Origin of the sequence: Marinobacter arenosus, assembly GCF_019264345.1 — a bacterium.
GTDB lineage: Bacteria > Pseudomonadota > Gammaproteobacteria > Pseudomonadales > Oleiphilaceae > Marinobacter > Marinobacter arenosus.
In genome coordinates this window covers 1,429,051-1,452,968 of record NZ_JAHVAO010000001.1, presented here as the reverse complement: position 1 = coordinate 1,452,968, position 23,918 = coordinate 1,429,051, and the positions used below count along the sequence as shown (strand labels likewise).

Annotated in this window: 25 protein-coding genes; 15 read left to right on the top strand and 10 right to left on the bottom strand. The window is 60.1% G+C overall.

Annotation, left to right across the window (positions count from 1 at the left end; all coding sequences use genetic code 11):
* The first annotated feature begins 24 nt into the window (after positions 1 to 24).
* Complete coding sequence (locus tag KXD86_RS06715; RefSeq protein ID WP_218635276.1) at positions 25 to 378, top strand: DUF1622 domain-containing protein; 354 nt, start codon at positions 25 to 27, stop codon at positions 376 to 378.
* Here the strand turns inward: KXD86_RS06715 and KXD86_RS06710 are convergent, their stop codons facing one another.
* Complete coding sequence (locus KXD86_RS06710) at positions 379 to 1,002, bottom strand: TetR/AcrR family transcriptional regulator (RefSeq protein ID WP_218635275.1); 624 nt, start codon at positions 1,000 to 1,002, stop codon at positions 379 to 381.
* 209 nt (positions 1,003 to 1,211) lie between these two features.
* Between KXD86_RS06710 and KXD86_RS06705 the strand changes: the two genes are divergently transcribed.
* Entirely contained in the window at positions 1,212 to 2,162 is a 951-nt protein-coding gene (locus tag KXD86_RS06705) for a homocysteine S-methyltransferase family protein (RefSeq protein WP_218635274.1), read from the top strand.
* Here the strand turns inward: KXD86_RS06705 and KXD86_RS06700 are convergent.
* A complete protein-coding gene (locus KXD86_RS06700; protein ID WP_218635273.1) occupies positions 2,139 to 3,110 on the bottom strand; it encodes a ribonuclease Z in 972 nt (323 codons plus the stop codon). The two genes, KXD86_RS06705 and KXD86_RS06700, sit on opposite strands and share 24 nt — an antisense overlap.
* Before the next feature lie 142 nt (positions 3,111 to 3,252).
* Between KXD86_RS06700 and ybiA the strand changes: the two genes are divergently transcribed.
* The gene (gene ybiA, locus KXD86_RS06695) at positions 3,253 to 3,738 is read left to right on the top strand and encodes a riboflavin biosynthesis intermediates N-glycosidase (RefSeq protein WP_218635272.1); all 486 of its coding nucleotides are present in this window, start codon (positions 3,253 to 3,255) and stop codon (positions 3,736 to 3,738) included.
* Here ybiA and codA read toward each other — a convergent pair.
* From codA to codB, 3 genes are read right to left on the bottom strand one after another with little or no spacing between them, the layout of a single operon-like run.
* Positions 3,727 to 4,983: a cytosine deaminase gene (gene codA / locus KXD86_RS06690; RefSeq protein ID WP_218635271.1), complete on the bottom strand. Its 1,257-nt coding sequence runs from the start codon at positions 4,981 to 4,983 to the stop codon at positions 3,727 to 3,729. The genes ybiA and codA overlap by 12 nt on opposite strands.
* A 29-nt stretch (positions 4,984 to 5,012) precedes the next feature.
* On the bottom strand, positions 5,013 to 5,636 hold the full coding sequence (locus KXD86_RS06685) for a PucR family transcriptional regulator (RefSeq protein ID WP_218635270.1): 624 nt from the start codon (positions 5,634 to 5,636) through the stop codon (positions 5,013 to 5,015).
* Complete coding sequence (gene codB, locus KXD86_RS06680; protein ID WP_218635269.1) at positions 5,637 to 6,920, bottom strand: cytosine permease; 1,284 nt, start codon at positions 6,918 to 6,920, stop codon at positions 5,637 to 5,639.
* A 191-nt stretch (positions 6,921 to 7,111) separates the two neighbouring features.
* On the opposite strand from codB, the gene KXD86_RS06675 reads away from it, so the two are divergent.
* Positions 7,112 to 7,849, top strand: coding sequence for a DUF1294 domain-containing protein (locus KXD86_RS06675; RefSeq protein WP_228739338.1), 738 nt, complete (start codon positions 7,112 to 7,114; stop codon positions 7,847 to 7,849).
* A 20-nt stretch (positions 7,850 to 7,869) separates the two neighbouring features.
* On the opposite strand, the gene KXD86_RS06670 is transcribed toward KXD86_RS06675, so the two are convergent.
* Entirely contained in the window at positions 7,870 to 8,784 is a 915-nt protein-coding gene (locus KXD86_RS06670; protein WP_218635268.1) for a DMT family transporter, read from the bottom strand.
* Positions 8,785 to 8,908: 124 nt separating this feature from the next.
* On the opposite strand from KXD86_RS06670, the gene KXD86_RS06665 reads away from it, so the two are divergent.
* Together KXD86_RS06665 and KXD86_RS06660 are read left to right on the top strand one after the other, a co-directional pair.
* Positions 8,909 to 9,805 carry a LysR family transcriptional regulator gene (locus KXD86_RS06665; protein ID WP_218635267.1) on the top strand — a complete coding sequence of 299 codons (897 nt, stop codon included), beginning with the start codon at positions 8,909 to 8,911 and terminating at the stop codon, positions 9,803 to 9,805.
* A gap of 135 nt (positions 9,806 to 9,940) precedes the next feature.
* Complete coding sequence (locus KXD86_RS06660; RefSeq protein WP_228739337.1) at positions 9,941 to 10,681, top strand: NAD(P)H-dependent oxidoreductase; 741 nt, start codon at positions 9,941 to 9,943, stop codon at positions 10,679 to 10,681.
* A 72-nt stretch (positions 10,682 to 10,753) separates the two neighbouring features.
* On the opposite strand, the gene tenA is transcribed toward KXD86_RS06660, so the two are convergent.
* The gene (gene tenA, locus KXD86_RS06655; RefSeq protein WP_218635266.1) at positions 10,754 to 11,422 is read right to left on the bottom strand and encodes a thiaminase II; all 669 of its coding nucleotides are present in this window, start codon (positions 11,420 to 11,422) and stop codon (positions 10,754 to 10,756) included.
* A gap of 233 nt (positions 11,423 to 11,655) precedes the next feature.
* Between tenA and KXD86_RS06650 the strand changes: the two genes are divergently transcribed.
* From KXD86_RS06650 to KXD86_RS06625, 6 genes are all read left to right on the top strand, one after another.
* Positions 11,656 to 12,957, top strand: a complete 1,302-nt coding sequence (locus KXD86_RS06650) for an MFS transporter (RefSeq protein WP_218635265.1) — start codon at positions 11,656 to 11,658, stop codon at positions 12,955 to 12,957.
* 21 nt (positions 12,958 to 12,978) lie between these two features.
* Complete coding sequence (locus KXD86_RS06645) at positions 12,979 to 13,443, top strand: DUF4112 domain-containing protein (protein WP_218635264.1); 465 nt, start codon at positions 12,979 to 12,981, stop codon at positions 13,441 to 13,443.
* A gap of 20 nt (positions 13,444 to 13,463) precedes the next feature.
* The gene (locus KXD86_RS06640) at positions 13,464 to 14,483 is read left to right on the top strand and encodes an Acg family FMN-binding oxidoreductase (protein WP_218635263.1); all 1,020 of its coding nucleotides are present in this window, start codon (positions 13,464 to 13,466) and stop codon (positions 14,481 to 14,483) included.
* A gap of 87 nt (positions 14,484 to 14,570) precedes the next feature.
* Positions 14,571 to 15,011, top strand: a complete 441-nt coding sequence (locus KXD86_RS06635) for a universal stress protein (protein WP_218635262.1) — start codon at positions 14,571 to 14,573, stop codon at positions 15,009 to 15,011.
* 129 nt (positions 15,012 to 15,140) lie between these two features.
* On the top strand, positions 15,141 to 17,066 hold the full coding sequence (locus KXD86_RS06630; protein WP_218635261.1) for an alpha/beta fold hydrolase: 1,926 nt from the start codon (positions 15,141 to 15,143) through the stop codon (positions 17,064 to 17,066).
* A 69-nt stretch (positions 17,067 to 17,135) separates the two neighbouring features.
* Complete coding sequence (locus tag KXD86_RS06625) at positions 17,136 to 17,663, top strand: Crp/Fnr family transcriptional regulator (protein ID WP_218635260.1); 528 nt, start codon at positions 17,136 to 17,138, stop codon at positions 17,661 to 17,663.
* A gap of 21 nt (positions 17,664 to 17,684) precedes the next feature.
* On the opposite strand, the gene KXD86_RS06620 is transcribed toward KXD86_RS06625, so the two are convergent.
* From KXD86_RS06620 to KXD86_RS06610, 3 genes are read right to left on the bottom strand one after another with little or no spacing between them, the layout of a single operon-like run.
* Complete coding sequence (locus KXD86_RS06620) at positions 17,685 to 17,897, bottom strand: hypothetical protein (RefSeq protein ID WP_218635259.1); 213 nt, start codon at positions 17,895 to 17,897, stop codon at positions 17,685 to 17,687.
* A gap of 13 nt (positions 17,898 to 17,910) precedes the next feature.
* On the bottom strand, positions 17,911 to 18,723 hold the full coding sequence (locus tag KXD86_RS06615; protein ID WP_218635258.1) for a hypothetical protein: 813 nt from the start codon (positions 18,721 to 18,723) through the stop codon (positions 17,911 to 17,913).
* Between the two features lie 2 nt (positions 18,724 to 18,725).
* Positions 18,726 to 19,352: a class I SAM-dependent methyltransferase gene (locus KXD86_RS06610; RefSeq protein ID WP_218635257.1), complete on the bottom strand. Its 627-nt coding sequence runs from the start codon at positions 19,350 to 19,352 to the stop codon at positions 18,726 to 18,728.
* Positions 19,353 to 19,455: 103 nt separating this feature from the next.
* On the opposite strand from KXD86_RS06610, the gene KXD86_RS06605 reads away from it, so the two are divergent.
* The 3 genes from KXD86_RS06605 (at position 19,456) to KXD86_RS06595 (ending at position 23,845) form a co-directional block, all read left to right on the top strand.
* The gene (locus KXD86_RS06605) at positions 19,456 to 20,385 is read left to right on the top strand and encodes a LysR family transcriptional regulator (protein ID WP_218635256.1); all 930 of its coding nucleotides are present in this window, start codon (positions 19,456 to 19,458) and stop codon (positions 20,383 to 20,385) included.
* Positions 20,386 to 20,498: 113 nt separating this feature from the next.
* Entirely contained in the window at positions 20,499 to 22,532 is a 2,034-nt protein-coding gene (locus tag KXD86_RS06600; RefSeq protein WP_218635255.1) for an alkyl/aryl-sulfatase, read from the top strand.
* A gap of 143 nt (positions 22,533 to 22,675) precedes the next feature.
* Entirely contained in the window at positions 22,676 to 23,845 is a 1,170-nt protein-coding gene (locus KXD86_RS06595) for a helix-turn-helix transcriptional regulator (RefSeq protein ID WP_218635254.1), read from the top strand.
* The last annotated feature ends 73 nt before the right edge of the window (positions 23,846 to 23,918 follow it).

The following is a 23,918-nucleotide window of genomic DNA, read 5'->3' as shown; positions in this document are numbered from 1 at the left end:
TTCGCTACCTTCCAGGATGATGAGATGCAAGCCAATTTCCTTGAAGTCATAACCTTCGTGGGATTTGTGATTGAAGCCTTCGGAATCCTGGTGGTCGTCATCGGGTCCTGCGTGTCAACCACGGTCTTCGTTCGCACCTATCGCACGCTTGAAGAGGGCGTGGCCTACAAAAAATACCGCAAGGATCTGGGGCGCTCGATCATCCTCGGTCTGGAGTTTCTGATCGCAGGGGACATCATTCGGACGGTTGTCGTGGCCGATTCCCTGGAAAACGTCGGTGTCCTTGCACTCATCATTCTCATCAGAAGCTTCTTGAGCGTAACGCTGCACCTTGAAATCGAGGGAAGGTGGCCCTGGCAAAAGGACGGTCCGAGGTAGTTAGCGGTTGGGGTCGGGGCTGAATATCATCCGCAGAAAGTTTCGGTACAGCAGAACCTGTTTGCCGAGGTGTTTGTTCTGATCGAAAACCCGGGTCAACAGGATGCCGCCCTCGACGACAGTGGTGAACATGTCCGCCAACTCCTCCAGGTCCACCGCCAGGCGCGGTGGATACACCTGGGCAATGGTTTCCAGCCGATCCGCAATCAGCTCTCGCCAGTGCAGCACGCCCTGACGCACCAATTCGGCAACCTGCTCATCCGCCTGGTAGCGTTCGTAGGTGAAGGTGACCACCAGGCACCCCGGGTGGGTCATCTCCATTTTGGCCATGGTTTCAGCAAACAGGTGCAGGAATATCAGCAGCCGTTGGAGAGGATCTTCAGTCAGGGTGTCGGCGCGGGCGAACAGGTCGGTAAACACCTGGTTGTCCTTCGCCAGGTATCGCTTGACCAGCGCTCGAGCCATCTCGTTCTTGTCGGCATAGTGGTAGAAAAAACCGCTCTTGGTGATGGCGGCAGCGTCCACGATTTCCTCGATGCCGGTACTTGAAAACCCCCGCCCCAAGATCAGGGTTTCCGCGGCAGCGAGGATTCGTTCCTGCGTGGCATGGGATCGGTTGGACATGGTGGCCTCGCTTTCATCGATGAAACTGTACCCCGGGTGCAGTTTTCGCTCGACGATCAGATGGAACGCTCCAACAAGCGGCTTATACCTCTGATTTAGTACCGGTTGACGCCAATTTCAATTCCCACCTGAAGTGCTTACCCGTATCGGCCCGGATGCCTACCATAAAAGACTCACAGCAACCCCCAAAACCCGGGAGGGACGGCACCATGAGCACATACAGACAAGCACTTCCACAGCTGGGAGACCGGCTTTTCATCACCGATGGCGGGCTCGAAACCAGTCTGATATTTCATGAGGGAATTGATCTGCCGGAATTCGCCGCTTTCGTCTTGCTGAAGGATCAACAGGGCCGCGACGCCCTGGAAAATTACTATCGGAGCTACGCCCGTATCGCCAAACAGGCAGGTCTCGGCTTCATCCTGGAGTCGCCGACCTGGCGTTCGAGCCCGGACTGGGGCCAGAAAATCGGCTATACCAAGGCGGAGCTGCATGACCTGAACACCGCGGCGATCACCTTGATGGAATCCATCCGCGACGAATTCGAGAGTGCCGATCAGCCCTACGTGATCAGCGGGTGCATCGGCCCTCGTGGGGATGGGTACCGCGCCGATAACCGGATGACAGCAACGGAAGCCCGTGACTACCATGCGGACCAGATCGGCAGTTTTGCACTGAGCACCGCCGATTGCGTGACTGCAGTCACGATGAACTACGTTGAGGAGGGCTCGGGCATCGCGCTGGCCGCCCGGGATCAGGGCATTCCGGCGGTTATTTCCTTTACCGTGGAAACCGATGGCCGACTCCCGAGCGGTGAGACCCTTGATGAGGCCATCGCCCTTGTCGATGAGGTTTCCGGTGGCTACCCGGCCTATTACATGGTCAATTGTGCCCACCCCAGTCACTTTGAATCGAGCCTGGCGGAGATGGAGCACATCGACCGTATTCGCGGAATTCGGGCCAATGCCTCCCGGTGCAGTCACGCGGAACTGGATGAAGCCGAAAAGTTGGACGATGGCGACCCGGAGGAATTCGGGTTGGATTACCGTCGCCTGCTGAACCACTTCCCCAACATCAATGTGGTGGGCGGCTGTTGCGGTACCGACCAGCGCCACATTGAACAGATCAGTCTGCGGTTAATCGGGCGGGATGCGGCTTAGGGACAGGTCCTTATCCAGCCGGTAGGTATCGAAGTCCTGGGCCAGGAACAGCTGGCCCTGGTAAAACTGCATGGCTTCAGCGGCCACCTGGTTGATGTTGGGTGTGCCCTCGGGCCGGGACTGGTACCGGGGGCTGAAGTGGGTGAGCACCAGGTTAGGCAGCTGGACCTGCTGGGCGAACCGCGCGACCTGTTCGGCGGAACTGTGTTGTGGCCAGGGCCCGACCCGATCGGCCACTTCCTGGGTATAGGTGGCCTCGTGAACCAATACGTGGCTGCCTGCGCAGGCCTCGGCCAGTAAGCCCGGGTTGTCGTTGTCGCCCGCGACGATCACGCGGCGGGCAATCCGGGGAACCTGTGTGTAGTCGTCGCTCCGCAGTACACGGCCATCCGCAAGCGTTATGTCATGGCCTTTCTGCAGCTCGCCCCAGCTCGGGCCGGCGTCGATGCCATCCTCCCGCAGCTTGTCGACCAACAGTTGCCGCTCCAGATTACGCTCGGTGAACACGTAGGCCCGACAGGGGACCCGATGGGACAGGGCCACATTGGTCACCCCGACGTGCTCATCCTGCCAGTAGAAATTCGGTGCTTCGGAATCGATGAACTTCAGCGGGTAGCTGAGGCTGGAGTCGCTGTTTTCCAGGGTCGTGTTGATGAACCGTTCCACCTGAGCCGGTGCGATGATGTCCAGCGGTTCCGTGCGACCGAGCATGGAGGCGCTGGTGAGTAGCCCCGGGAGGCCAAAGGTGTGATCTCCGTGAATGTGGGTGATGAAGATCGCCTGCAACTGCATGACCGAGTGGTGGGCACGCAGCAGTTGGTGTTGGGTGCCTTCGCCGCAGTCCACCAGGTACCAGGGTTTGTGGCCGGAGTGCGAGAGTGCCAGGCCGGTTACGTTTCTTGAACGTGTCGGTGTGCCGGCCGATGTGCCCAGAAAGGTAAATTCCATGAATCCTCGTTACGTGGTCAGGCTGCACTGTGAACTTGGATGAAGTTGCCTGGAATGGCAAGCCCACCATTGTTCTGCTCAAGAGTGATCTGGGAGAGTGCCTCCGGTAAACTCAGGTTTCATTTCCCGGGCGATAGCAATTATGTCTCTTTTCCCTGACGACAACGGCGAGAACGATCTGTTCCTCTCACGAACCGATCCAGACAACCCTTTCGGAACCCATGCGCCTTACAGCTTCGAGCTGGACGGCAAAGTCTGGCCCACGGTGGAGCACTACTTCCAGGGCATGAAGTTCACTGATGAGAACCGGCAGGAAAAGATCCGGACGTCGACCACGCCGGCTCGGGCGGGAAAGCTGGGCCGCAAGCGCCATAAAAGCTTGCGGCCGGACTGGAAAAAGGTCCGTGAAACCGTCATGACGCGCGCGGTGTATACCCGCTGCCGCACCTATCCCGACCTGGCGCAAGCGCTGCTTGATACCGGTGACCAGAAGATCGTCGAGAACAGCAATTTCGACTACTTCTGGGGGTGTGGCCGCGATCGTCGTGGCCACAACGCCTATGGCAAAGTTCTGATGAACGTTCGGGCCAAGTTACGGCAGGAGCAGGCCGAGGCGTCAGAGCAGTAGGCCTGCCTCGTAATCTGTGGCCTCCCGCCTTACCAATACTTTCCCATCCCGAACCGAGGCCAGCACCGGTCGCTGGCCCAGCAATACTTCGTAGGGTGTCTGTCCCTGCTGCACGATGCACCGCGCCGGCATGCCCTTGGCAATGCCGTATTCCTTGAGGTCCAGGGCGGCAGCGCCGTTGTCGGTGATAAGTTCGAGCGAGCGGTTGATCTGACTCATCCCCAGCATGTGGCAGGCGTGCAGGCCGACATCTAGGGTGCGCAGCATGTTGCCGTTGCCAATCGGGTACCAGGGGTCCCGGATGGAGTCCTGGCCAAAGGCCACTTTCAGGCCGGCATCCAGCAGTTCGGGGACGCGGGTAAGGCCCCGCGGCTTCGGGTAGCCATCAAAGCGCCCTTGCAGGTGCAGACTTTCGGTGGGCATGGACAGGAACCGCAGGCCGGATTTTTTCAGCAACCGGAACAGCCGGCTGCAATAGGCATTGTTGTAGGTGCCCATGGCGCAGGTGTGGCTGGCAGTGACCCGGGAACCGTAATCCAGCCGCAGGGCTTCGGCAGCGAGCACCTCCAGGAACCGGGATTCCGGGTCGTCGATTTCGTCGCAGTGTACGTCTACGAGGCGATCGTGTTTGTAGGCCAACTCTACCAACCATCGAACCGATTCGGCGCCGTAATCCCGGGTAAACTCGAAATGGGGGATGCCGCCCACCACGTCAGCGCCCAGACGAATGGCCTCTTCCATCAGATCCCGGCCGTTCGGGAAGGACCAGATGCCTTCCTGGGGAAAGGCGACGATCTGCAGGTCTACATAGCTGGCGGTTTGCTCCCGCACCTCCAGCATGGCCTTGAGCGCTGTCAGGCTTGGGTCAGTCACATCCACGTGGGTGCGCACGTACTGAATGCCATGGGCGGCGAAGAGTTTGAGGGTTCGGGTGGCCCGGCTGATGACGTCCTCGTGGTTCAGGGTGGCCTTGCGCTCGGACCAGCACTCGATGCCCTCGAACAGGGTGCCGCTCTGGTTCCAGCGGGGCTCACCCGCTGTCATGGCCGCGTCCAGGTGGATGTGCGGTTCCACAAAGGCCGGGGTGACCAGGTTGCCGTCTGCATCCAGTTCATTGGCCCGGGCCGCCACACGATCCGTCTGTGCGGTAATCTCGGCGAAGCGGCCCCCGGTGATGGTCAGGCGATGCAGGCCGTCATGCTCGGGTAAGTGGGCGTTTACTATGGCATCCAGGTGTTCGGTCATGTTGTCTCCTTTACGTGGCTCGCGGATGGTTAGGGCTTTAACAGCAGGTGAGCCAGCAGCAGTGTCTTGAAGTGCTCGGCCGGGTCGATGCCCTTGGGCAGCGATTCGGTCATTTGGTTCATTCGGTTGCGAACCGTATTCCGGTGGCAACCGAGGGTGTCGGCCATGGCGCTCTGGTTGCCGCGGCAGTCGATCCACGCCTCCAGCAGGTCGGCCGAGCCGGCCAGTGTTGCAGCCTCGAGGGCCTGCCCGCCGGTGTGTTCAGACCAGACAACGGCGCGGCCGATGGTTTCGGTCACCTCGATCATCGGCAGGGAATAGGGCTGCTCGAACAACGGGATCGACAGCTCGTCCGCCAGGCGGCACAGCGTGTTCGGCAACTGTCCGATGTAGGCATCTCCGGTGAGCACCACCAGCCCGGAAATGTTGCACTCCTTGCCCTCGTACAGGCATTCGGCGAGGTTCTGTGGGCTGCGATGCCGGCTGATCCCGGTGACGAACACCAGCTCGCCGCCCTTGACCCAGACCTTGAACGAGCGGTTTTCTGCCACGTAGGGCCAGCGGATTGCGTTGTCCGCGGCGGCGCTTCCGCCCCGCAGCCGGATGGCCTCGAGGCCGGGGAGGCGAGGGATGTCCCGGCATCGCAGTGGCACTTAAAGGGCTCCTATTACCTGGGCTCTGCGTTCGCGCACGGCCTGGCTGATCAGAAGAGCGAGGCCGTAACTCGCGGCGGCAACAACCACACCCACAATGGGCGCGATCCACGGTGAAGTGTAGGCCGCCGCCGAACCGATGGCATAGGCCACAAGGCCGGGAACATTGAAGGCCGGCAGGGTTACCTGGGTCAGATCCGGGTAGTGGCGTTTGTAGCCGACAAAGTAGCTGGCCATGATCACGCCGCCGATGGGCGGGATAAAGGTACCAAGGAGTACGAGAAATGGAATTAGCCATTCGTACATGCCCATCACGGCGAGCACGGTGCCGATGGCCGCACCGGCGATGGTGACCAGTTTGCGGCGACGGGTGCGCAGCAGGTTGCAGCCGGCGACGGCGAAGTTGTAGACGGTGTTGTCCTGGGTGGTCCAGAGGTTCAGGAACAGCATCAGGATGCCGAGCGTTGCCAGTCCCTGGGCGACCATGATGTCGACGATATCGGCCTGCTGGTATACCAGTGCCCCAAAGGCGCCGATCAGGGTCATCAGGCCATTGCCAAGAAAGAACGCCAGCAGTGTCGCGATCACGGCAGTCTTGCCGGTCCTGGCAAACCGGGTCCAGTTGGTGGCCTGGGTGCCACCGCTCACAAAGGTGCCGAACACCAGCGTGATGGCAGCGGCGATGGTCATGTCATTCGCCGGGGTAATCGCCAGCAAGCCGGACAGGCCACCGGCATCGGAGGTGGCGATGGTCATGCTGACGGCAACCAGAATAATCATGGCGGGCACCGCAAACCGGGACAGCAGTTCCAGCCCCCGATAGCCGATGAAGGCGGTCACGCAGAAACCGAACCCGAACACCACCATCAACGGTGTGGTCAGGCTTTCTGGCATGCCCGTCAGCTTGACCAGGAGGATGGCCATGGTCGCAGTGCCCCAGGCGTACCAGCCGATCTGGGTGAAGCCGAGAATGATGTCCGAGAGTTTGCTGCCCACTTCGCCGAAAGTGAACCGGCTCATCAGGGCCGTATTCAGGCCGGTTTTCGCGGCAATATAGCCGAGCACGGCGGCGTAGGTGCCCAGCAGCAGGTTTCCGATGGCCAGCACCATCAGCATGGTCGGGAAATCAAATGCGACACCGACACTGCCACCGGCCCACATGGTGGCGGTGAAGAAGGTGAAGCCAAGAAGCACCAGGCCCATGGACCAGACGCTTTTGCGTTGATCCATGGGGACGGGGCTCAGGGGGTAGTCCTGTTCTTTCGGGGTTACCTGGGTGGTCATGACGATCTCTCCGTATCGTGAGTAAACACGTTGGGAGATGGCAACGTTTGTGCCATGGGTGGGTAAAGCCGGTGGTAGGCTCCGGAATCTCGAACGTCGCTTGTGCACAATGCACAATGCAGGTTGGTTGCCGGGATGGGGGCAGGGTGGCGTGCGTTTCCCTGGTGCGATTTTCGGGGAGAGTCCCGGAAATGGTGCACACATTTCGGCCATGGTGGTTCATGGCTATCGAGCGCGGCTATAATCCCCGGAAAATTCAGGCATTGAAGGGAGAACGCCCCTTGCATCACAAAGGATTACTCACCGCGTGGAGCGACGATAAAGGCTTCGGCTTCATCACTCCGGCTGTCGGTGGTGAGCGCGTCTTCGCTCACATCAGCGCCTATGCAGGCCGTGGCCGGCCGTCGGCAAATCGGGAGGTGAGATACTCGCTCACGGAAGATTCCCAGGGCCGCATTCGGGCCGGGAAGTTCCAGTACGCCGGTATTGGTAGGCTCAGCGCGAGTGTAGCGCCCGGTTTCTGGCTGGCCTTGCTGGTAGCGATTGGCGTGATCGGCGGGTTGGGCAGTGCCTACCGATTCGGGTACCTGCCCGTGCTTGTGCCGGCGGCCTACGCCGGTATGAGCCTGCTGGCACTGGTGATGTATGCCATGGACAAAGGCGCGGCCGTGAAAGGCCATCGACGGGTGCCGGAGAACCGCCTGCATGTGTTGGAACTGCTGTGTGGCTGGCCCGGGGCCCTGGTTGCCCAGCAGCTTTTTCGCCACAAAACCCGCAAGGGGTCCTTCCAGTTTGGCTTCTGGCTCTGCGTACTTTTGAACGTTGCCGCCCTTGGCTGGTTGTTGTTCTGGCCCGAGGCCGGGTTTGCGCGGCGGGAACTCGGCATTGACCATGCCCTCTCCCTCAACCCCCTTGCCAGTTTCTATTGAGGGCCGTGGCGGTTATCCACTCATGCCGAGTGCCGCGGTGTGCGATTGCTCAGGCGCAGCCCGGCAATGACGATCACCGCCCCCAGCCAGATGGTTAGCGAGTATCGCTCGCTAAACCACACCACCCCGATGACCAACCCGAACACGGCCGCCACGGCACCAAGCTGACTGTAGAACACCGGGTTGGAACGCTTCTGAAGTTCGAACCCGCAATAGTAGGTCAATGCTGTGAGCAGGCCCTGCAGGAGGATGATCGATACCACTCGGGGTCCGAACTCCAATACCTTCAGTTGGGTTCCGGACAAGACGGCGAGTACGCCAAGCAGTGCGGCTGCGGCGAGCAGGGTGCCCGTAGCCAGAGCCATCGGTTTGGCCCGGGCCGGCCAGGCAACGGACCGGTAAACATTACCGATCGACAGCGCGGTCGGGATCAGTAAGCCGAGGGCGAACCAAAGACCGTTCGGCTGGGCCATCTCGGAATGTCGCTGAAGCACAATCCAGGCACAGGCGGACACCGCGACCGACAGGCCCGCAAGCTTGATCCAGCTCCGTTTTTCCAGACCCATCGTGGTCGCGATCAGGAAGGTGAATATCGGGGGTAATGCATACATGATGGCAGTAAAGCCGGCGCCCAGCTTGGTAACCAGGTAGAAGGCAATGGCATTGGGAACGGCGATGCCTGTGAGGCCACTGATGACAAAGTAGGTGGTCAGCCGTGTCTCCGGGGCCCATGCAAACGTCGGCGAACGCAAAAACAGAACCAGGCCCGCGATCAGTGTTTGCCAGAAGGCGTAGGTAAGGGCGGGAACACCGGACGCTGTTGCCGATTTCGCCAGCGCCAGCATCAGGGCAATCAGAAAGCCATTGGCGATCAGCAGCCCCCAGACGATGGTCTGGGGTGACAGGGTCAGGCGTTGTTGTATCGATGTGGACATGGGGCTTGCTCCAACGTGAAACCAAGAACGTGATGGATCTCAGTGTGTCGGAGTTTATTGGGTTGATAATCGGAGTGTTCCGAATAACACTTGTTCCAATCTGGAAAAGATGTGGGAGAAGAAGGTGGCTACCGACAAGCTCAACGCCATGAGGATTTTTCGGCGGGTCGCGGAACTGGGTAGCTTCACGAAAGCGGCCGACGATCTGGACATTACTGCTGCGACGGTCAGTAAGCACATCGCGTTTCTCGAGCGAGACCTCGATACCCGCCTGATCAATCGCACGACGCGCCGGATGAGCCTGACCGATGCCGGCCTGGCTTTTCTCAGCCGAACCCAGGCGCTTCTGGATGACCTTGAAGAGGCCGAGCTCGAGGCCCGGGGCTTCCAGGCGGAACCCAAGGGGGCGATTCGACTGAACGTGCCCATGTCCTTTGGCCTTACTCACATCACGGAAGCCATAGACAGTTTCCTGCATCGATACCCCGACATCACCGTGGACCTGCAATTGAGTGATCGCATGGTCGATCTGGTCGAACAGGGCGTTGATATGGCGATCCGTGTGCGCAGTTCACTCTCCGACTCCACCCTGCTTGCCAAGCCGCTCCTGACGTCCAGGAACATCGTCTGTGCATCGCCCGGATACCTCGACAACGCCCCCGAGATTCGTTCGCCCGCGGACCTCGTACGGCATAACTGCCTGGCCTTCACCTTTCACGATCGGCCCAGGATCTGGGAACTGGGGGAAGAGGAAGTCACCGTGAACGGTAATTTCCGGACTGACAGTAGCCTCGCGATTCGCCAGAGCCTGCTGCGAGGCGTGGGCGTGGGGTTGTTGCCGCGCTTTCTGGTGCAGGCGGATATTGACCGCGGCGCCCTGATTCCCCTGCTGGCGGACTACCCGCCCAAGCCCTACACCATCTTCGCGCTTTTCCCGCCGGGCCGAAAGCGACCGACAAAAGTCCAGCTGTTGCTGGAACACCTGGACCGGCACCTGGGCGACAGACCCTACTGGGAGTAGGGCGGCCCGCTCAGGGTGAATCACGTTGCACGGCTTATTCTTTCCATAACGGAAACTATGTAGTTCCATTTCATCTGTTTTAGCATCTCTGGCGGTTTCATAGAGTGTCGACTCCACCCTCAAGGAGGCACCGTTATGAAACGCGAAACCCAACTGTTCACGTCCACGGCTCCGTCCGTGTCCCCAGCGCCCGAATCGGCTGGCGAGGTCGCTGCGTCTGATTGCCAGGGCCTGCACGGCGGGCCGATGATCAACGTCCATGCAGCCCTGGACTGGCGCTATGCGGTTCGTGAATTCTCGCCGGAGAAATTGAGTTCCCAGACCGTCGAGACGCTGGTCGACGCGGCCCGGAAAAGTGCCTCTTCCTACGGCTTACAGCCCTACAAATTGATCATCGTTGAATCTGGTGCGGTGCGCAGAGACCTGTTGCCGCACTCCTTCGGCCAACAGAAGGTGCTGGATTGCTCTCACCTGATCGTGTTCGCCGCTGACACCCGAATCGGTGACCAAACCGTAGACCGTTACGTGGCGCAGTATTTGAAGGCCAGAGGAGGGGCCTACGAGGACATTGCAGGGTATGCCGGGCACATGAGGCAATCGCTGGCCTCGAAGTCACAGGCCGAAAAAAGAGAATGGGCACACCAGCAAGCCTACATCGCGCTTGGAACGCTGCTGACCGCCGCGGCGGTGCTTCAAATTGACAGTTGCCCGATGACTGGTTTTGATCGCCAAGCCTACGATCAGGTGTTGGGGTTGACGGAACGTGGGCTCGAGTCCTCCTCGATCGTAGCCCTGGGACGTCGCAGTGCGCGGGATCACAGCGCCGACTTGGCGAAGGTTCGCTTTGATTACGAGGACTTTGTTATTCAGATGTAGCGAGGCCAGGGTGTCGAACAGCCGACGTTGAGCCTGTAGGCGTCAGCCTGACAGGCTCACGGTTACCGTGGCTCAATCGCTCTGACTGAGCCCCATCTCCCAGAAATCAATTTCGAGCCGGGTGGCGTCTCTGAAGATTCGGGTCAGTTGCTCGAACCGTGACGGGGACACCTCGGCCAGTCGCTCATCCAGCCAGCGAATCTCCGCCTGCATGGCCGCCTGGAATTCGTCGCTCTCGTACATGGCAATCCAGTCGTCGTAGGGGTTGCTCTCGCCCCGAACCGTGTCCGCGCGGCGGTTCAGCCAGTTGGCGATTTCGCCGTAGCCCACCATGCACGGGGAGAGCGCCACATGCAGGTCCAGCAGATCACCCCGGTTGCCGGTGTCGAGCACGTAGCGGGTGTAGGCAAGCGTCGCCCGCGCTTCGGGGAGGCGGGCAAGCTCTTCTTCGGAAATACCCCATTCCCTGCAATAGCTGATGTGCAGGTCCAGCTCTACATCGACAATGGCCTGCAGGCCGTCTTTGGCGTGTTTCAGGTCGGACAGGGTCGGACTTTTGTAGGCGGCCAGGGCAAAGGCCCGGGCGAACTGGATCAGAAACAGATAGTCCTGTTTCAGGTAATGCTGGAACGCCTCCGGTGCGAGCGAGGCATCTCCCAGTTGAGTCACAAAGCGATGTTCGATGTATGCCTGCCACTCTGCGGGACAGGCCTTCTTGAGGTCTTCGAACTGGTAGGGCATGAGGTCTCCTGCGGTATAAGGGGCAGCTCCGTTTTACGCTGGATTGTCCCCGAAACGCAACGCCAGATCGCGGAACTGAGTCGCGAGCATTGGTCCGGTGAAGGCTGATCGGGCACCGACACTCGGCGTGCAGGGACTACGGCGACGTGTTTTGAGACATTTCTCGAGGCTTTCCAATACGGTTAAGCTACCCTTGCTAAGCCTCTATCTTTTCAACTGGTTGTGGAGATGCAATGGAAAAGCCCACCGAAGTCCCGCCGTCGGGTGCGCAGGAAGACAAACGGGCACTCTGGTCCTGGGCGTTGTATGACTGGGCCAACAGCGCCTTTTTCACCATCATTCTCACCTTTGTCTTCGCCCAGTATTTCAGCGTATCGGTGGTGCAGGATGAGGTTGCCGGCACCAACGCCTGGGGCAACATTGTGGGCATTTCCGGTGTCTTCATCGCGATTCTGGCGCCGATTCTGGGGGCCATCGCGGACCAGTCCGGGCGGCGCAAACCCTGGCTGATCAGCTTTACCGTGCTGTGTGTCATGGCGTCCGCCATGCTGTGGACCATCACGCCGGATCAGGATCAGTTCTGGAGCGCCGCGTTGTGGGTGGGGCTCGGCACCCTGGGCGCCGAGTTCGCCTTTATCTTCTACAACGCCATGCTGCCGGACCTGGCCAGCCAGGAGCGCACCGGCCGCTGGTCAGGCTGGGCCTGGGGCCTGGGTTACGTGGGTGGCATTACCAGCCTTGTCATCGCGCTCTACGGTTTTATCGAGGCCGATGCCAACCTTTTTAACCTCGACCGGGATCAGGCCGAGCACGTTCGCGCTACGTTCGTTCTGGTGGCTGTCTGGTATCTCATATTTGCCCTGCCAGCGTTTTTCTTCATCCCGGACAGGCCCCCCACCGGGCTGGGCATGGCCGAGGCGACCCGGGCCGGGTTCGCTCAGTTGAAGGAATCCATCGCCCACGTGCGCCAGTACAAGGACATCGTCCGCTTCCTCGTTGCGCGAATGCTGTACACGGATGGCCTGGCCACCATCTTCACGTTTGGAGGCGTTTACGCCGCCGGCACCTTCAATATGGGACCCACCGAAGTCCTGCAGTTTGCCATTGCCCTGAACGTGACGGCCGGCCTCGGGGCACTGGGGTTTGCCTGGATTGACGACGCCCTGGGTGGACGCAACACCATTCTGATGTCCCTGGTGGGCCTGGGCAGCAGTGCCCTGGCGATCCTGGTGGTGGAGGGAGCCACCGCGTTCTGGGTGTGGGGCATGATACTGGGGATATTCGTTGGGCCACTGCAATCGGCCAGCCGGTCACATCTGGCGCGGGTGGCTCCACCCCACCTACAGACCCAGATGTTCGGTTTGTTCGCCTTCTCCGGCAAGGCCACCGCCTTTGCCGGCCCGTTGCTGGTCGGGTGGGTGACCGCGGTTACCGACAGCCAGCGCTGGGGCATGAGTACCATTCTGGTGTTCCTGCTGATTGGCTTCCTGCTGATGCTGAAGGTGCCGTCCACCGAAGCTCGGGAAGCCGACTGAATACCTGGTTCCGGAGGTGTCATGAAGAAGCCCACTGAGGCCCGGCAACGGGCAATACTTCAACGGCTGGAGAAGTTCAGCCGGTTTACCGACAGCAGCATCCGAATCCCGTTCACGGGCGTCACGATTGGTGCGGATGCCGTGATTGGCCTGTTACCGGGCATCGGTGACCTCGCGGGTCTGGTACTGGCGGGTTACGTACTCATCGAAGCGCATCGTGCCGGAGCCGGCACGGCGCTGAAACTGCGAATGTTGCGCAACATCGGCATCGACTTTCTGGGTGGCTTGTTGCCGGTGGTGGGGGATGCCTTCGATGCGGTCTACAAGGCGAACACCCGCAACACCCGATTGCTCAAGTACTACCTGGAAGCCCAGCTTGCGCCGGAACCACCCAGGCAGCCGTTCCCGTGGATGACCCTGGTCGGTTTGACTATCCTGTTTGCGTTGATCACGAGTGCGCTGGCGCTCTTTTTTGATGGGATCTGACCGCCTTCAAGGACGACACCATGGACTACTCCGACCGTGTGAACGAGACGTGGCAACACCGGCCACTGGACGACGCCCGCCGTGACTATCGGGTGCTTCTGCATTACGCGGTGCTGGCAGCGTCGAGTCACAACACCCAACCCTGGCGGTTCGAACTGGAACCCAACCGGATCCGCATTCTTCCCGATTTCTCCAGGCGCTGCCCGGCGGTCGATCCCGACGATCACCATCTTTACGCGAGCCTCGGCTGTGCCACCGAGAATCTTCTGCTGGCAGCGGAGGCTGCGGGGCTGAAGGGGCAATACGCCTATGACGGCGCCCGGTCGGGCGTGCAAATCGACTTTGAGGAAGCGCCACCGTTTCGTTCGCCCTTGTTCGATGCTATTCCCAAGCGGCAGTGTAGCCGGGTGCAATACGATGAATCTCCGCTCACTGACGCGGAGCTGCGGACGCTTGAGAAGGCCGGCCAGGGCGACGGCGTCTCCGTCAGGCTGATTACCGATAGCGAACGGAAAGAACGAATCGGCCAGTTTGTGGCTGAGGGTAATGCCTTGCAGATGGGCGACCCGGCGTGGATTCGCGAGCTGAAATCCTGGGTTCGCTTCAACGGACAGGAAGCGGTGCGTTTGGGCGACGGCCTTTATGGACGCGCCATGGGCAATCCTGAGGTCCCGCGGTGGCTTGGATTGCTCGCGATGCGCCTGGGACTTTCCGCAAAGAAGCAGAATCGGAAAGATCTGGCGCACATCCGGAGTTCGTCGGCCATTGCGGTGCTGGTATCGGAAACCAACGACATACCCCACTGGATTCAGGCGGGTCGGTGTTACGAGCGTCTTGCGCTGCAGGCAACCGCAATGAACCTGTGCACTGCATTCATCAACCAGCCTGTCGAGGTGGCGTCTGTACGGGCGGAGTTCGGCCGCTTTCTGGGCCTTGGCGACCAGCGACCGGACCTGGTTGTCCGGATCGGGCGGGGGCCGGAGTCGCCTCGCTCCCTGCGAAGACCGCTGGATCAGGTCGTCGTTCAGAAAGGTTCGTGAGACCCCGAGGTGTTGACCTGAATCAACCAAGCCCGGCCCCAGGCGGTGATAATTGGAGAACATACATCCAGCGAACGAGGTGTCGCCATGGAAAAGAGTTCTCCGAGTATTGTGGTTGCCTGTGATGGCTCGGTGCAGTCACTGAGCGCGGCAAAACTGGCCGCGGAACTGGCTGAAGCCACGGGTCACCCGCTGAAACTTCTGACCGTGTACCCTGCGTCGAAAGAGTCGGTACTGGTGATTTCCGGCGTCGAGCACAAAGAAATCGAAGCGGGAAAGCACGAGTACCGACGGAAAGTGTTTAGCGCCGCCAAGGAGGTCATGGGTGGCCAGGCTGACGTGGCCGAAGAAATTCTTCTCAGCGGAGACCCGGCCCACGAGATTCTCGAATACATGAACGCCCATCCGGGCACCCACCTGGTCCTGGGTCGGCGCGGCTACTCCCTGGTACGCAGTCTCACGCTGGGCAGTGTCAGCGAGAAGATTGTCAGGCACGCGCATGGGGCCGTGACGGTCGTGGGAACCTGAAACGTCACGCGAAGGTTGGGGCGTCGTAGTTGTCCTTTTGGGCCTTTGTCGGGGCAATTTGGAACATAATGTTACATTGTCCCGTTATCCCTTGTTGCTTTCTGAATGAAACAACAAGGAGAACAACAAATGCCTCATTCCATCCGTTTCGGGATGCGCCCTTTTCGCCTGATACCCGTCTTGCTTGCCCTGGCCGTTGCCGGATGCGTCGAAAGCTCTTCCGACGGTGCATCCAGTCCGTCAGCCCAGAGCAGCGCCGCGCCCGGACAAAGCTGTGATAACCCGGGTGAGGGGGCACCTCCCCAATGCCAACTGCCACCTCCCGTGTCCTGCACGGACGACGCGCCCAGGGAGGGTGGCCGCAGCTACCCGGTCATGCTGACCTCCGCCAGCGGTGAAACCATCGCGTTTCAAGTGCTCGAACCCATCGGTGGCATCGACTGCACCCGGGGCCACCCGCTGGTACTCCATGGCCACGGATTCGGTGGGTCCCGGACGACGGACGGTTTCGAGAACTATCGCCAGGCGGGCTTCGCCGTCATCTCCATCGACCAGCGCGGATTTGGTGAGAGTACCGGCACGGTCCGGGTGATGGATCCCGAGTTCGAGGGTCGGGACCTGATCCAGATTCTCGATTGGGCCGAGGGTAACCTGGACTACCTGCAATACCGTAATGAGCCTGATCTGCCTGCGGAATTGAACCCCAACCTTGTGGCTGGTGCGATTGGCGGCAGTTATGGCGGTGGATACCAGCTGCTGCTGCACGGCCAGGATCCGGGGCAGCGGCTGGATGCCCTGGTGCCGGACATCACCTGGTACGATTTGCGCGACAGCCTGAATCCGGGCGATGTCATCAAGACCGGATGGGATCTGGTGCTTGTGGCAGGCGGTGAAGCCGGTTCGACCGGCGAGGGTAACGGCGGTCTGGACCCCATTATTCGCGAAATACTCGCGCAGGGCGCCACGCTGAACCGATTCCCCGAAGCCGGCCTTGATTTCTTCTACTACCACAGCCCCGCGTATCGTTGCACCGGCCAGCCGGTTTCCATTTCTGATTCCCCGGATTTGCTGAACTACCAGATTAATCCTCCCGCGTTCGATGTGGCGCCAACGCCGTATTCGAACGTGGATGTCCTGCTGACCCAGGGCATGAAAGACACCCTGTTCAATTTCAATGAGGCCTGGCGCAACTTCGAGTGCCTGAGCGCCCTCGGGGGCGATGTGCGGCTGCTGACCCATCAGACGGGGCACATCCTGCCGGTGGAGGCGCCGGACGAACTGCAGCCCGCGGAATATGTGGACCCCACCGCCGAGTTGCTGGAGCTGCCAGGATTCCAGGGGGCGGCGGGTCAGTTTGCCTGCGGCTCTATCTCGATTTCGGACGCAACGCTGAACTGGTTGGAACATCATCTGCAGGGCAAGCCGCTGGCGGGTTACTTTGATGGCACGGAGTCGGAGGTGTGTCTGTCCCTGGACGACGGTCAGTCAATCCGTGTCCCTGTGGACGGTTTTCCGGCACCGGATCGCGAGGGTGGAGTGCTCCGGGGCGACACCGTGATCGAGCGGGCCGTGGCGACGGAGTCGCCGGTGGCGTCGGGCTACGAAGCGGTGGCATCCGCATCCCAACCGCCTGCGGCCCTGATTCTGGGCGTAGCCGGTGCCAACGGCCTGACCTTGGGTGGGATTCCGACGGCCAGGCTCACGGTATCGGATCTGGCCGGTCGCTCCACCTGCGATATCGAACTGGACCCTTACGCGCCGGGGTGCGACCCGATCGTGTTTGTCGGCCTCGGTAAGCGGGGGGCTGACGAGAGTCGATGGCAGCTGATCGACGATCAGATTAAACCGGTTCGGGGGCTCAAGGATCAGGCGGTGATTGAGTTGGTCGGTGTTGCGGAAGCCCTGGAAGCCGGAGACGAACTTGCCCTGCTGATCTACGGATTCCACCCCCAGTATCCCGCCAGTTGGTCGAGGGACGCGCTGGTGCCGTTCGTCAATGTGGCGGGTACGGTGCAGGTGCCGGTGTTGCAGGGCAGGCTGGAAGACGCCCCGTAAGACACGGGCTGGGGCTGGCTCGGATGGCGTCTATACTTAAGGAGAATGGGCCAACCAGGTGATGGTCAGATGCGTGAGATTGATGCCCTTGACTACTGGCACGAGCAAAGCCCCGGCTATTTCAGTGAGCTCTCCACGTTCGGTGCACTGCCGGAAGTGGCAATATTGCGCATGATGGGTAAAGGGCGCCTTATCCGGCTGAATGCCGGGGAGGGCCTGTACTCGGTTGGCGAACCCAGTGAGGCGTTCTTCATCGTGCTCAGCGGCAAAATGAACTCCTGGATGCCGAGACAGGATGGCGGCTGGACGCTTGCCCGTTGCCACGAACCAGGGGATGACATGGGCTTTGTTCCCATGATCGCTCTGTCGGACAGGCCGGCAACGACCAAGGCCGAAAGCGACAGTGTTGTCCTTGAGATCACCTGCGGTCACTTCCTCGACCTTCAACAACATGAACCGGATGTGTTCGGCCTGATGCTGCTCAATCTCGCCCGGGGCATGGCCCGGACGATCATCAATATGGCGTCGATCATGGCGGAGCAGGACTCTCAGCTCCACAAGATCTACCCGAAGGCACCCGGTATCCGGGAAGCGTGACACAGGACACCAGGCAGTCCGTTACGGAGCCTCTTCTGCCTCTTTCCTGGCCCGTTCGTAGTCCTCGAACGACTGCTCGGTTCGCTCAATACACTCCGCTTGTGTTGGCGGTGGGGCGTTCAGGCACTCCTGGCGCTGATGCAGGCGAAGGTTGTCGTAGACGGCCTTGTTGCTACAACCCGCAGCCGCCAATACGAGTAACGCAGACAGAATTTTAGGTGATGGTGGCCGCATGGCCGCTCCAGTATCAAGGGGCTTCGAGCCTGTTGCCGGAAAAGAACAGGCCGCCTGGTTTGTCATCGGCCGGCGCTGCGAAGAACATGGCCTCCGAGTCGTGGTAAGCAGCACCGGTGAGGGTAATGCCTGTCAACAGGCAGTCGGTTTCGCTGAACGCGACCTCCACGTCAAAAAGGTTACCCGCTGCGCGTGGCGCAACCTGGCCGGTAAACACGCAGCTCGGGATTTCACTTGAGGCCGTCAGCGTACCGTCCGCATCAATCGTGACAATCACGAGAGACGATTCCACGACCGAATCCATAAATCCTTTGTAGTAGCCACGATAGGATCCCGCAAACGCCGCCATATCGGGTGCATTATCGTAGTCGGCATCGTAGGCGATGGTGAAGCCCTCGCCACCGTCTGAATTCTCCATGATCCCCGTGAGGTAATCTCCAGACACATAGTCTGCTTCGATACCAAGGCGCGTGCTGGTTCTATCGATAAAATTCAGGTCGTTGGCATCGGTTGACGAAAAATTGCCCTCTGAGGCGCTGGCCGTTCCGACAACAGCACCGGACAGGTCGTAAACCGGTTTGCCAGTAACGTAGTAGAACATGTAGTACTCGCCGTCATCGCGGACCATCGTGAGCAGGTCCCGGCCGGTATCCGTCAGTCCCCGGTAAACTCCCTGGGCCTCGTTCTCTTTGGCGGTTTCGGGCTCTTCGTTTTCTTCCTGCTTCTCGACGACTTCCTTTTCGACGTTCCTGGGGGATCCGCCGTCGCCGCCGCAGGCCGACAGCAGGAAGGCGAGGGTGAGGGTGGGTACGATCGGTTGTTTCATGGTTACTTCTCTTTGGTTGCGATCAGAAAATAGACATCCCGCGAGCGTTCCGGGACCCAGCGAAACTGAATCTGAAAGCCCGCGCTTTGCAGGTCGTGTTCAAGTTCCTTGCGGGACAGAAAGTTCACATAGGGCGTCAGGTGTAAGCGGTATGCCAGGGTTGCAATGGGTTTCATACAGGGCCGCGTGTCTTTCAGGCAGGCGGTGTTGCTGATAAAAACCCCACCGGGCTTCAGCAGGTCACGGATGCATTCGATCATGGCCCTGGGATCGGCAAGCAGGTGGAGAACGTTCAACCCCAGCACGGCATCAAATGCCTGTTGTCGGTGGGCCAGATCGTCCGGCGTGGCCACCTCGAAACGGAGGCCCTTGATTGGCGCGTCGGCTGTTCGCATCCGGGCAATGTCGATCATCCTCGCGGAGGCGTCGGTTGCCAGATAACTTCTTACCCGAGGCGCGTGAACCAATGCGGTGGCGCCCGTGCCGCAGCCGAATTCCATCACGTTCATGTCGGGCCGCAGGTACCGTTGGGTAATCTCGAGTTTCCGCTGGTAGGCCTCAGGATCGGCGATGGGGCGCCGCGCGTAGCGTTCGGCAGAGCGGTCCCAGTATTTGACAGATGCATTCATGTTTCCCCCGATTGGCCGGTGGCCCTCAGTCAGTTGGGGCATTCTATATCTGCAAATCTGTTGCTAGAATCGACAAAATGGCATCTTAGGTATTCATATCTGAATGGATTGGCGAACCGTAACGTTTGATTGGAACCGGGCCCGGGCGTTTCTGGTGACGGCGGAGGAAGGCTCGTTATCCGCGGCCGCGAAGGCGCTTGGGATTTCCCAACCAACCCTCGGCCGGCAGGTGGCTGCGCTGGAGCAGGAACTCTCGACGGCCCTGTTCGAGCGGGGCAGCCGGGGTCTGGAGTTGACACAAACCGGGCTGGAATTGCTCGACTATGTGCGTGCGATGGGGGACGCTGCGAGCAGTCTCTCCCTTGCCGCGACGGGCAGAGCCACGTCCATTGAGGGGGAGATCGCGATCTCGGCGTCAGAGATCACCGCGGCCTGCATCTTGCCGCCCATCCTCAAGAAATTGCGACGTCAGTACCCGGGAATCCGAATCAGCCTGGTGGCTTCCAACGAGGCCAGCGATCTCAGGCGGCGCGCCGCAGACATAGCCATCCGGAACTTTCGTCCGACCCAACCGGATCTGATTGCTCGCAAGCTGGGGCGCTTCTCGGCAACGCTCTACGGAACCTCCGAACTTCTCAGCCGGCATCCTTCCCGAATGCCTGACGGCAGCCAGGGCGTGGGGTATATCGGGTTTGTGTCGGATAATGACCGGTACATGGGCGCGTTGGCCGCCAGTGGCATCGCGCTGGACGAAGAGAGTTTTTCCGTCAAAACCGATAGCCATCCGGTGCAGTGGGAAATGACCAAATTGGGGCTTGGCATCGGGATGGTACCGGTGGAGATCGGCGATGCGGAACCCGGTCTTGAGCGGGCTTTTCCCGACACGGAATTTGGCGGTGAAGTGTGGCTTGTCTCTCACCGGGAGCTTCGGATGAACCTGCGGGTTCGGACGGTGTTTGATTTTCTTGCCGATGAACTTGCCGATTACTTTCAATGGGCAGAGGCGTCCTCCCGGACAAAGGACCCCCGTTGACCCAATGCGGGCTTCCGCTCCCCGCACGACACTGGCCCCGGCCTCTTCAGGTCGCTGGGCGGCCAGAGGTATCGACCTAAGTGACTAATAACAACAGACTGGCAGGTGCGTTCATGTCTCCAACCGCTCGTATTTTTCTTGCCCCCCTGATGGGCGCTGCATTGGCGTTGACCGGGTGCGATTCCGGGTCCGAACCGGCGATGCAGGCCAATGCCGCAGGCCACAGTGCGCCCACGCAAAGCACCGGCAACGCCAACAAGGCAGTGCTGGATCAACGACCGTTCGACAACCGCGACGATTTTGACAACGCCCGCCGCGGCCTGATTGCCCAGGATCCGGAGTTGGTGGTCGAGCACCTGAGTGGCGGTGAGGTCTGGAACATGCCGGCCTACGACTTCATCAACACGGAGGGCCAGAACGCGCCTGCCTCCGTCAATCCCAGCCTCTGGCGTCAGGCGGCGTTGAACAACATCCATGGCCTGTTCAAGGTCACCGATGGGCTGTACCAGGTCCGTGGATACGATCTGGCGAACATGTCGATCATCGAAACGGAGACCGGCTGGATCCTGGTGGACCCGTTGACGGCACGCGAGACGGCCAGCAAAGCGTTCCTGTTTGCGCGGGAACATCTGGGGGATCAACCGGTGCGTGCGATCATTTTCACCCACAGCCATATTGATCATTTCGGTGGCGTTCAGGGGGTGTTGGAGCGCCTGTCTGAGGAGGAGCGGGCCAACCTGCGTATCATCGCGCCGGCCGGTTTCGAAGACGAAGCCACCAGCGAGAACATCATCGCGGGGCCGGCCATGACCCGACGGGCAATGTTCATGTACGGCAAGCGCCTTCAGCGGGATGATCGCGGCCACGTGGGTACCGGCCTTGGCAAGGGGCCGGCCTTCGGCACCTTTGGCTTCGCTGCGGTCACCGACGTGGTCCGTGAAACGGGCACGAAGCTCATCGTCGATGGTGTGCCCCTGGTGTTTCAGATGGTGTCGGGTTCCGAAGCGCCGTCGGAATTCACCTTTTACCTGCCCGAGCAGAAAGCGTTCTGCGGCGCCGAGCTGGTCAGCCGCAACCTGCACAACCTCTACACCCTGCGGGGTGCGAAGGTGCGCGATGCCCGAATCTGGAGTGGTTATATCGACGAGGCGAGGCAGCGTTTTGCCGACGCTGACGTTTACTTCGGCAGCCACCACTGGCCACTGTGGGGTCAGGAGAATATCCAGGCGTTTCTGGTCAAGCAGCGTGATACGTACAAGTTCATTCACGACCAGACGGTTCGCCTGATGAACCGGGGCGCGACGCCTCGTGAGATCGCCGAGACACTCGAACTTCCGGCTGCGCTGAACGAGGACTTCCACAATCAGGGCTACTACGGCACGGTTTCCCATAACGCCAAGGCGGTGTACCAGAACTACATGGGGTGGTTCACCGGCAACCCCGCGCAGCTCAATCCGTTGCCGGAAGCGGAGTCGGCGCAACGGTATGTTGCCATGATGGGCGGTGCCGGAAAGGTTCTCGAGCAGGCGAGACGGGAATTCGAGGCCGCGTCGGACCTGGGGCCGACGGAGGCGCGAGATACCTACCGCTGGTTGGCGGAACTGCTCAACCACGTGGTGTTTGCGGAACCGGATAACGAGGAGGTCAAGGGGCTGTTGGCCGTTGTGTACGACCAATTGGGCTACCAGGCGGAATCGGCTCCCTGGCGCGACTTCTATCTGTCTGGAGCCTACGAACTTCGGCACGGTCCGCCAGAGGAGGGGATCGAACCCGCCGTCATGCGGGCGGTTCTGCTCAACACGCCGGTGTCACTGTTCTTCGACAGTATGGCGGTTCGCCTGAACGCCGACGAGGCCGAAGGCGAAACGGTGACGATCAAAATCACCTTCACGGACTTACAGGAAAGCTACCTGCTGACCCTGGAAAACTCCGTGCTGCATAACCGTTCGACGGACGCCGATTCGCCCGCCGACGCGACCCTAATGCTGACGCGGCCGCTGTTTGTCGACCTGCTGATAGGGCAGGCTGGCTTGAAGGAACTTCTGTTCAGTGACGACATCCGTTTTGAGGGCAGTAAGCTGGATCTGCTTGGTTTTTTCAGCATGTTGGATAAGCCCGACGGGCGTTTCAATGTTGTGACGCCTTGAGCGACATTCTATGCTAGGTTGCGGTCATGGAACGCGGCGCAATGGGAAAGCGGCCGCACAACTGCAAAGGAGTACATGCATTGGTAAGACCCGTTAATGAAGGTTCCTTTTCTGTACCTGGAAAAGGGGCCGGTAATGAAATTGTGGAAGCGGTCGATGACATCTCGCGCATTGATGTCCAGGACTTCGCCGGTTACAACCAGTTAGTCTCGACGCTTTACAGATGTTTGCACACAAGTGAGGGCTTCCAGCCTTTCTTCGAGGAGTTTCAGCGTCATTTTCGCTGCCTGCAGGGAGGCATTCTGGGCTTGACCGACGAGCCGATCCGAATGGTTTATGGCTGGACGTTCGGATACCCAGAGGGCTTTGAACAGTGGTTTTTGAACAGCGACCTTCCCCAGCAGGATGAGGCGCTCCTGAAGTTCAGCGCCTTGCCACCCCGCCAGTTTGAATCTCTGACCGAATGCGATCCCGGCATCGATATCCTTGATGTCGTGACCAACGAAACCCGCGACTGGGTCGAACAGGCAGGCCTGGGCGATAGCGCCGGCATGCTGGTCAGTCGGGGGGAAACGTCCCGTGTGGTGTTTCTGGCGAACCGGCATCGGAGCGAGGGACACTACACGCCCTCAGAGCTGTTACAGATGAACATGCTTGCCCCGCACATCGAAAATGCTGTGGGTCTTTTTCACAAGCTCTACCAGTCACGAACCGAGAACGAGACGCTGTCGATGGCGCTCGATCGCATCAGCAAACCCATGATCGTGTTCAATGAGATGGCCCGGGTGGTTCAGTGCAACACCGCCGCAGAGAGGATATTGGAGGCGCACCCCCGACTGTTTGTGACGGGCTGCAGTGAGTCCCGATTGCAGAGCCGGAACCCCGGCTTTAACCGGAAGCTGAATGACGCCATTCTGACCAGCATCTTCAACGCACGTGATGGCATTCAGGACATGATTACCCTGTTCGATCAGGTGGGTGACGACCGTATTGCCGTGTGCATCACGCCGCTCTCCATGGAGGCCGTGGAGCAGGGTGAGACGGGTCGGAAATACGGTGCGCTGGCGGAGCTCATCTCGTTCCAGGCGGCAAGTCCCCCCGATCTCACCAAGCTATGCAACCTGTTCAACTGTACCCGGGCGGAAGGCGTCACGGCAGGGTATCTGATGCAGGGCCTCAGTATTAGCGACATCGCAGACGTTCAGCACCTGTCCGTTCATACGGTGCGTGATTACGTGAAGAATCTGCTGGCGAAAAATGGCTATCGCCGACAAGCGGAACTGGTCGGAGCCCTGGTTCGCGCGTTGGCGTGAATCTGATGATTCAAGACCTCCTTTCACTCACGCACAAAAAAGCCCGCGAGAAGCGGGCTTTTGTATGAGAAAT

Bases quoted from the DNA above. Each gene is read 5' to 3' on its own strand.
- KXD86_RS06715 (WP_218635276.1), top strand. From the start codon at position 25: ATGCAAGCCAATTTCCTTGAAGTCATAACCTTCGTGGGATTTGTGATT.
- KXD86_RS06710 (WP_218635275.1), bottom strand. From the start codon at position 1,002: ATGTCCAACCGATCCCATGCCACGCAGGAACGAATCCTCGCTGCCGCG.
- KXD86_RS06705 (WP_218635274.1), top strand. From the start codon at position 1,212: ATGAGCACATACAGACAAGCACTTCCACAGCTGGGAGACCGGCTTTTC.
- KXD86_RS06700 (WP_218635273.1), bottom strand. From the start codon at position 3,110: ATGGAATTTACCTTTCTGGGCACATCGGCCGGCACACCGACACGTTCA.
- ybiA (WP_218635272.1), top strand. From the start codon at position 3,253: ATGTCTCTTTTCCCTGACGACAACGGCGAGAACGATCTGTTCCTCTCA.
- codA (WP_218635271.1), bottom strand. From the start codon at position 4,983: ATGACCGAACACCTGGATGCCATAGTAAACGCCCACTTACCCGAGCAT.
- codB (WP_218635269.1), bottom strand. From the start codon at position 6,920: ATGACCACCCAGGTAACCCCGAAAGAACAGGACTACCCCCTGAGCCCC.
- KXD86_RS06675 (WP_228739338.1), top strand. From the start codon at position 7,112: ATGGTGCACACATTTCGGCCATGGTGGTTCATGGCTATCGAGCGCGGC.
- KXD86_RS06670 (WP_218635268.1), bottom strand. From the start codon at position 8,784: ATGTCCACATCGATACAACAACGCCTGACCCTGTCACCCCAGACCATC.
- KXD86_RS06660 (WP_228739337.1), top strand. From the start codon at position 9,941: ATGAAACGCGAAACCCAACTGTTCACGTCCACGGCTCCGTCCGTGTCC.
- tenA (WP_218635266.1), bottom strand. From the start codon at position 11,422: ATGCCCTACCAGTTCGAAGACCTCAAGAAGGCCTGTCCCGCAGAGTGG.
- KXD86_RS06650 (WP_218635265.1), top strand. From the start codon at position 11,656: ATGGAAAAGCCCACCGAAGTCCCGCCGTCGGGTGCGCAGGAAGACAAA.
- KXD86_RS06645 (WP_218635264.1), top strand. From the start codon at position 12,979: ATGAAGAAGCCCACTGAGGCCCGGCAACGGGCAATACTTCAACGGCTG.
- KXD86_RS06640 (WP_218635263.1), top strand. From the start codon at position 13,464: ATGGACTACTCCGACCGTGTGAACGAGACGTGGCAACACCGGCCACTG.
- KXD86_RS06635 (WP_218635262.1), top strand. From the start codon at position 14,571: ATGGAAAAGAGTTCTCCGAGTATTGTGGTTGCCTGTGATGGCTCGGTG.
- KXD86_RS06630 (WP_218635261.1), top strand. From the start codon at position 15,141: ATGCCTCATTCCATCCGTTTCGGGATGCGCCCTTTTCGCCTGATACCC.
- KXD86_RS06625 (WP_218635260.1), top strand. From the start codon at position 17,136: ATGCGTGAGATTGATGCCCTTGACTACTGGCACGAGCAAAGCCCCGGC.
- KXD86_RS06620 (WP_218635259.1), bottom strand. From the start codon at position 17,897: ATGCGGCCACCATCACCTAAAATTCTGTCTGCGTTACTCGTATTGGCG.
- KXD86_RS06615 (WP_218635258.1), bottom strand. From the start codon at position 18,723: ATGAAACAACCGATCGTACCCACCCTCACCCTCGCCTTCCTGCTGTCG.
- KXD86_RS06610 (WP_218635257.1), bottom strand. From the start codon at position 19,352: ATGAATGCATCTGTCAAATACTGGGACCGCTCTGCCGAACGCTACGCG.
- KXD86_RS06605 (WP_218635256.1), top strand. From the start codon at position 19,456: ATGGATTGGCGAACCGTAACGTTTGATTGGAACCGGGCCCGGGCGTTT.
- KXD86_RS06600 (WP_218635255.1), top strand. From the start codon at position 20,499: ATGTCTCCAACCGCTCGTATTTTTCTTGCCCCCCTGATGGGCGCTGCA.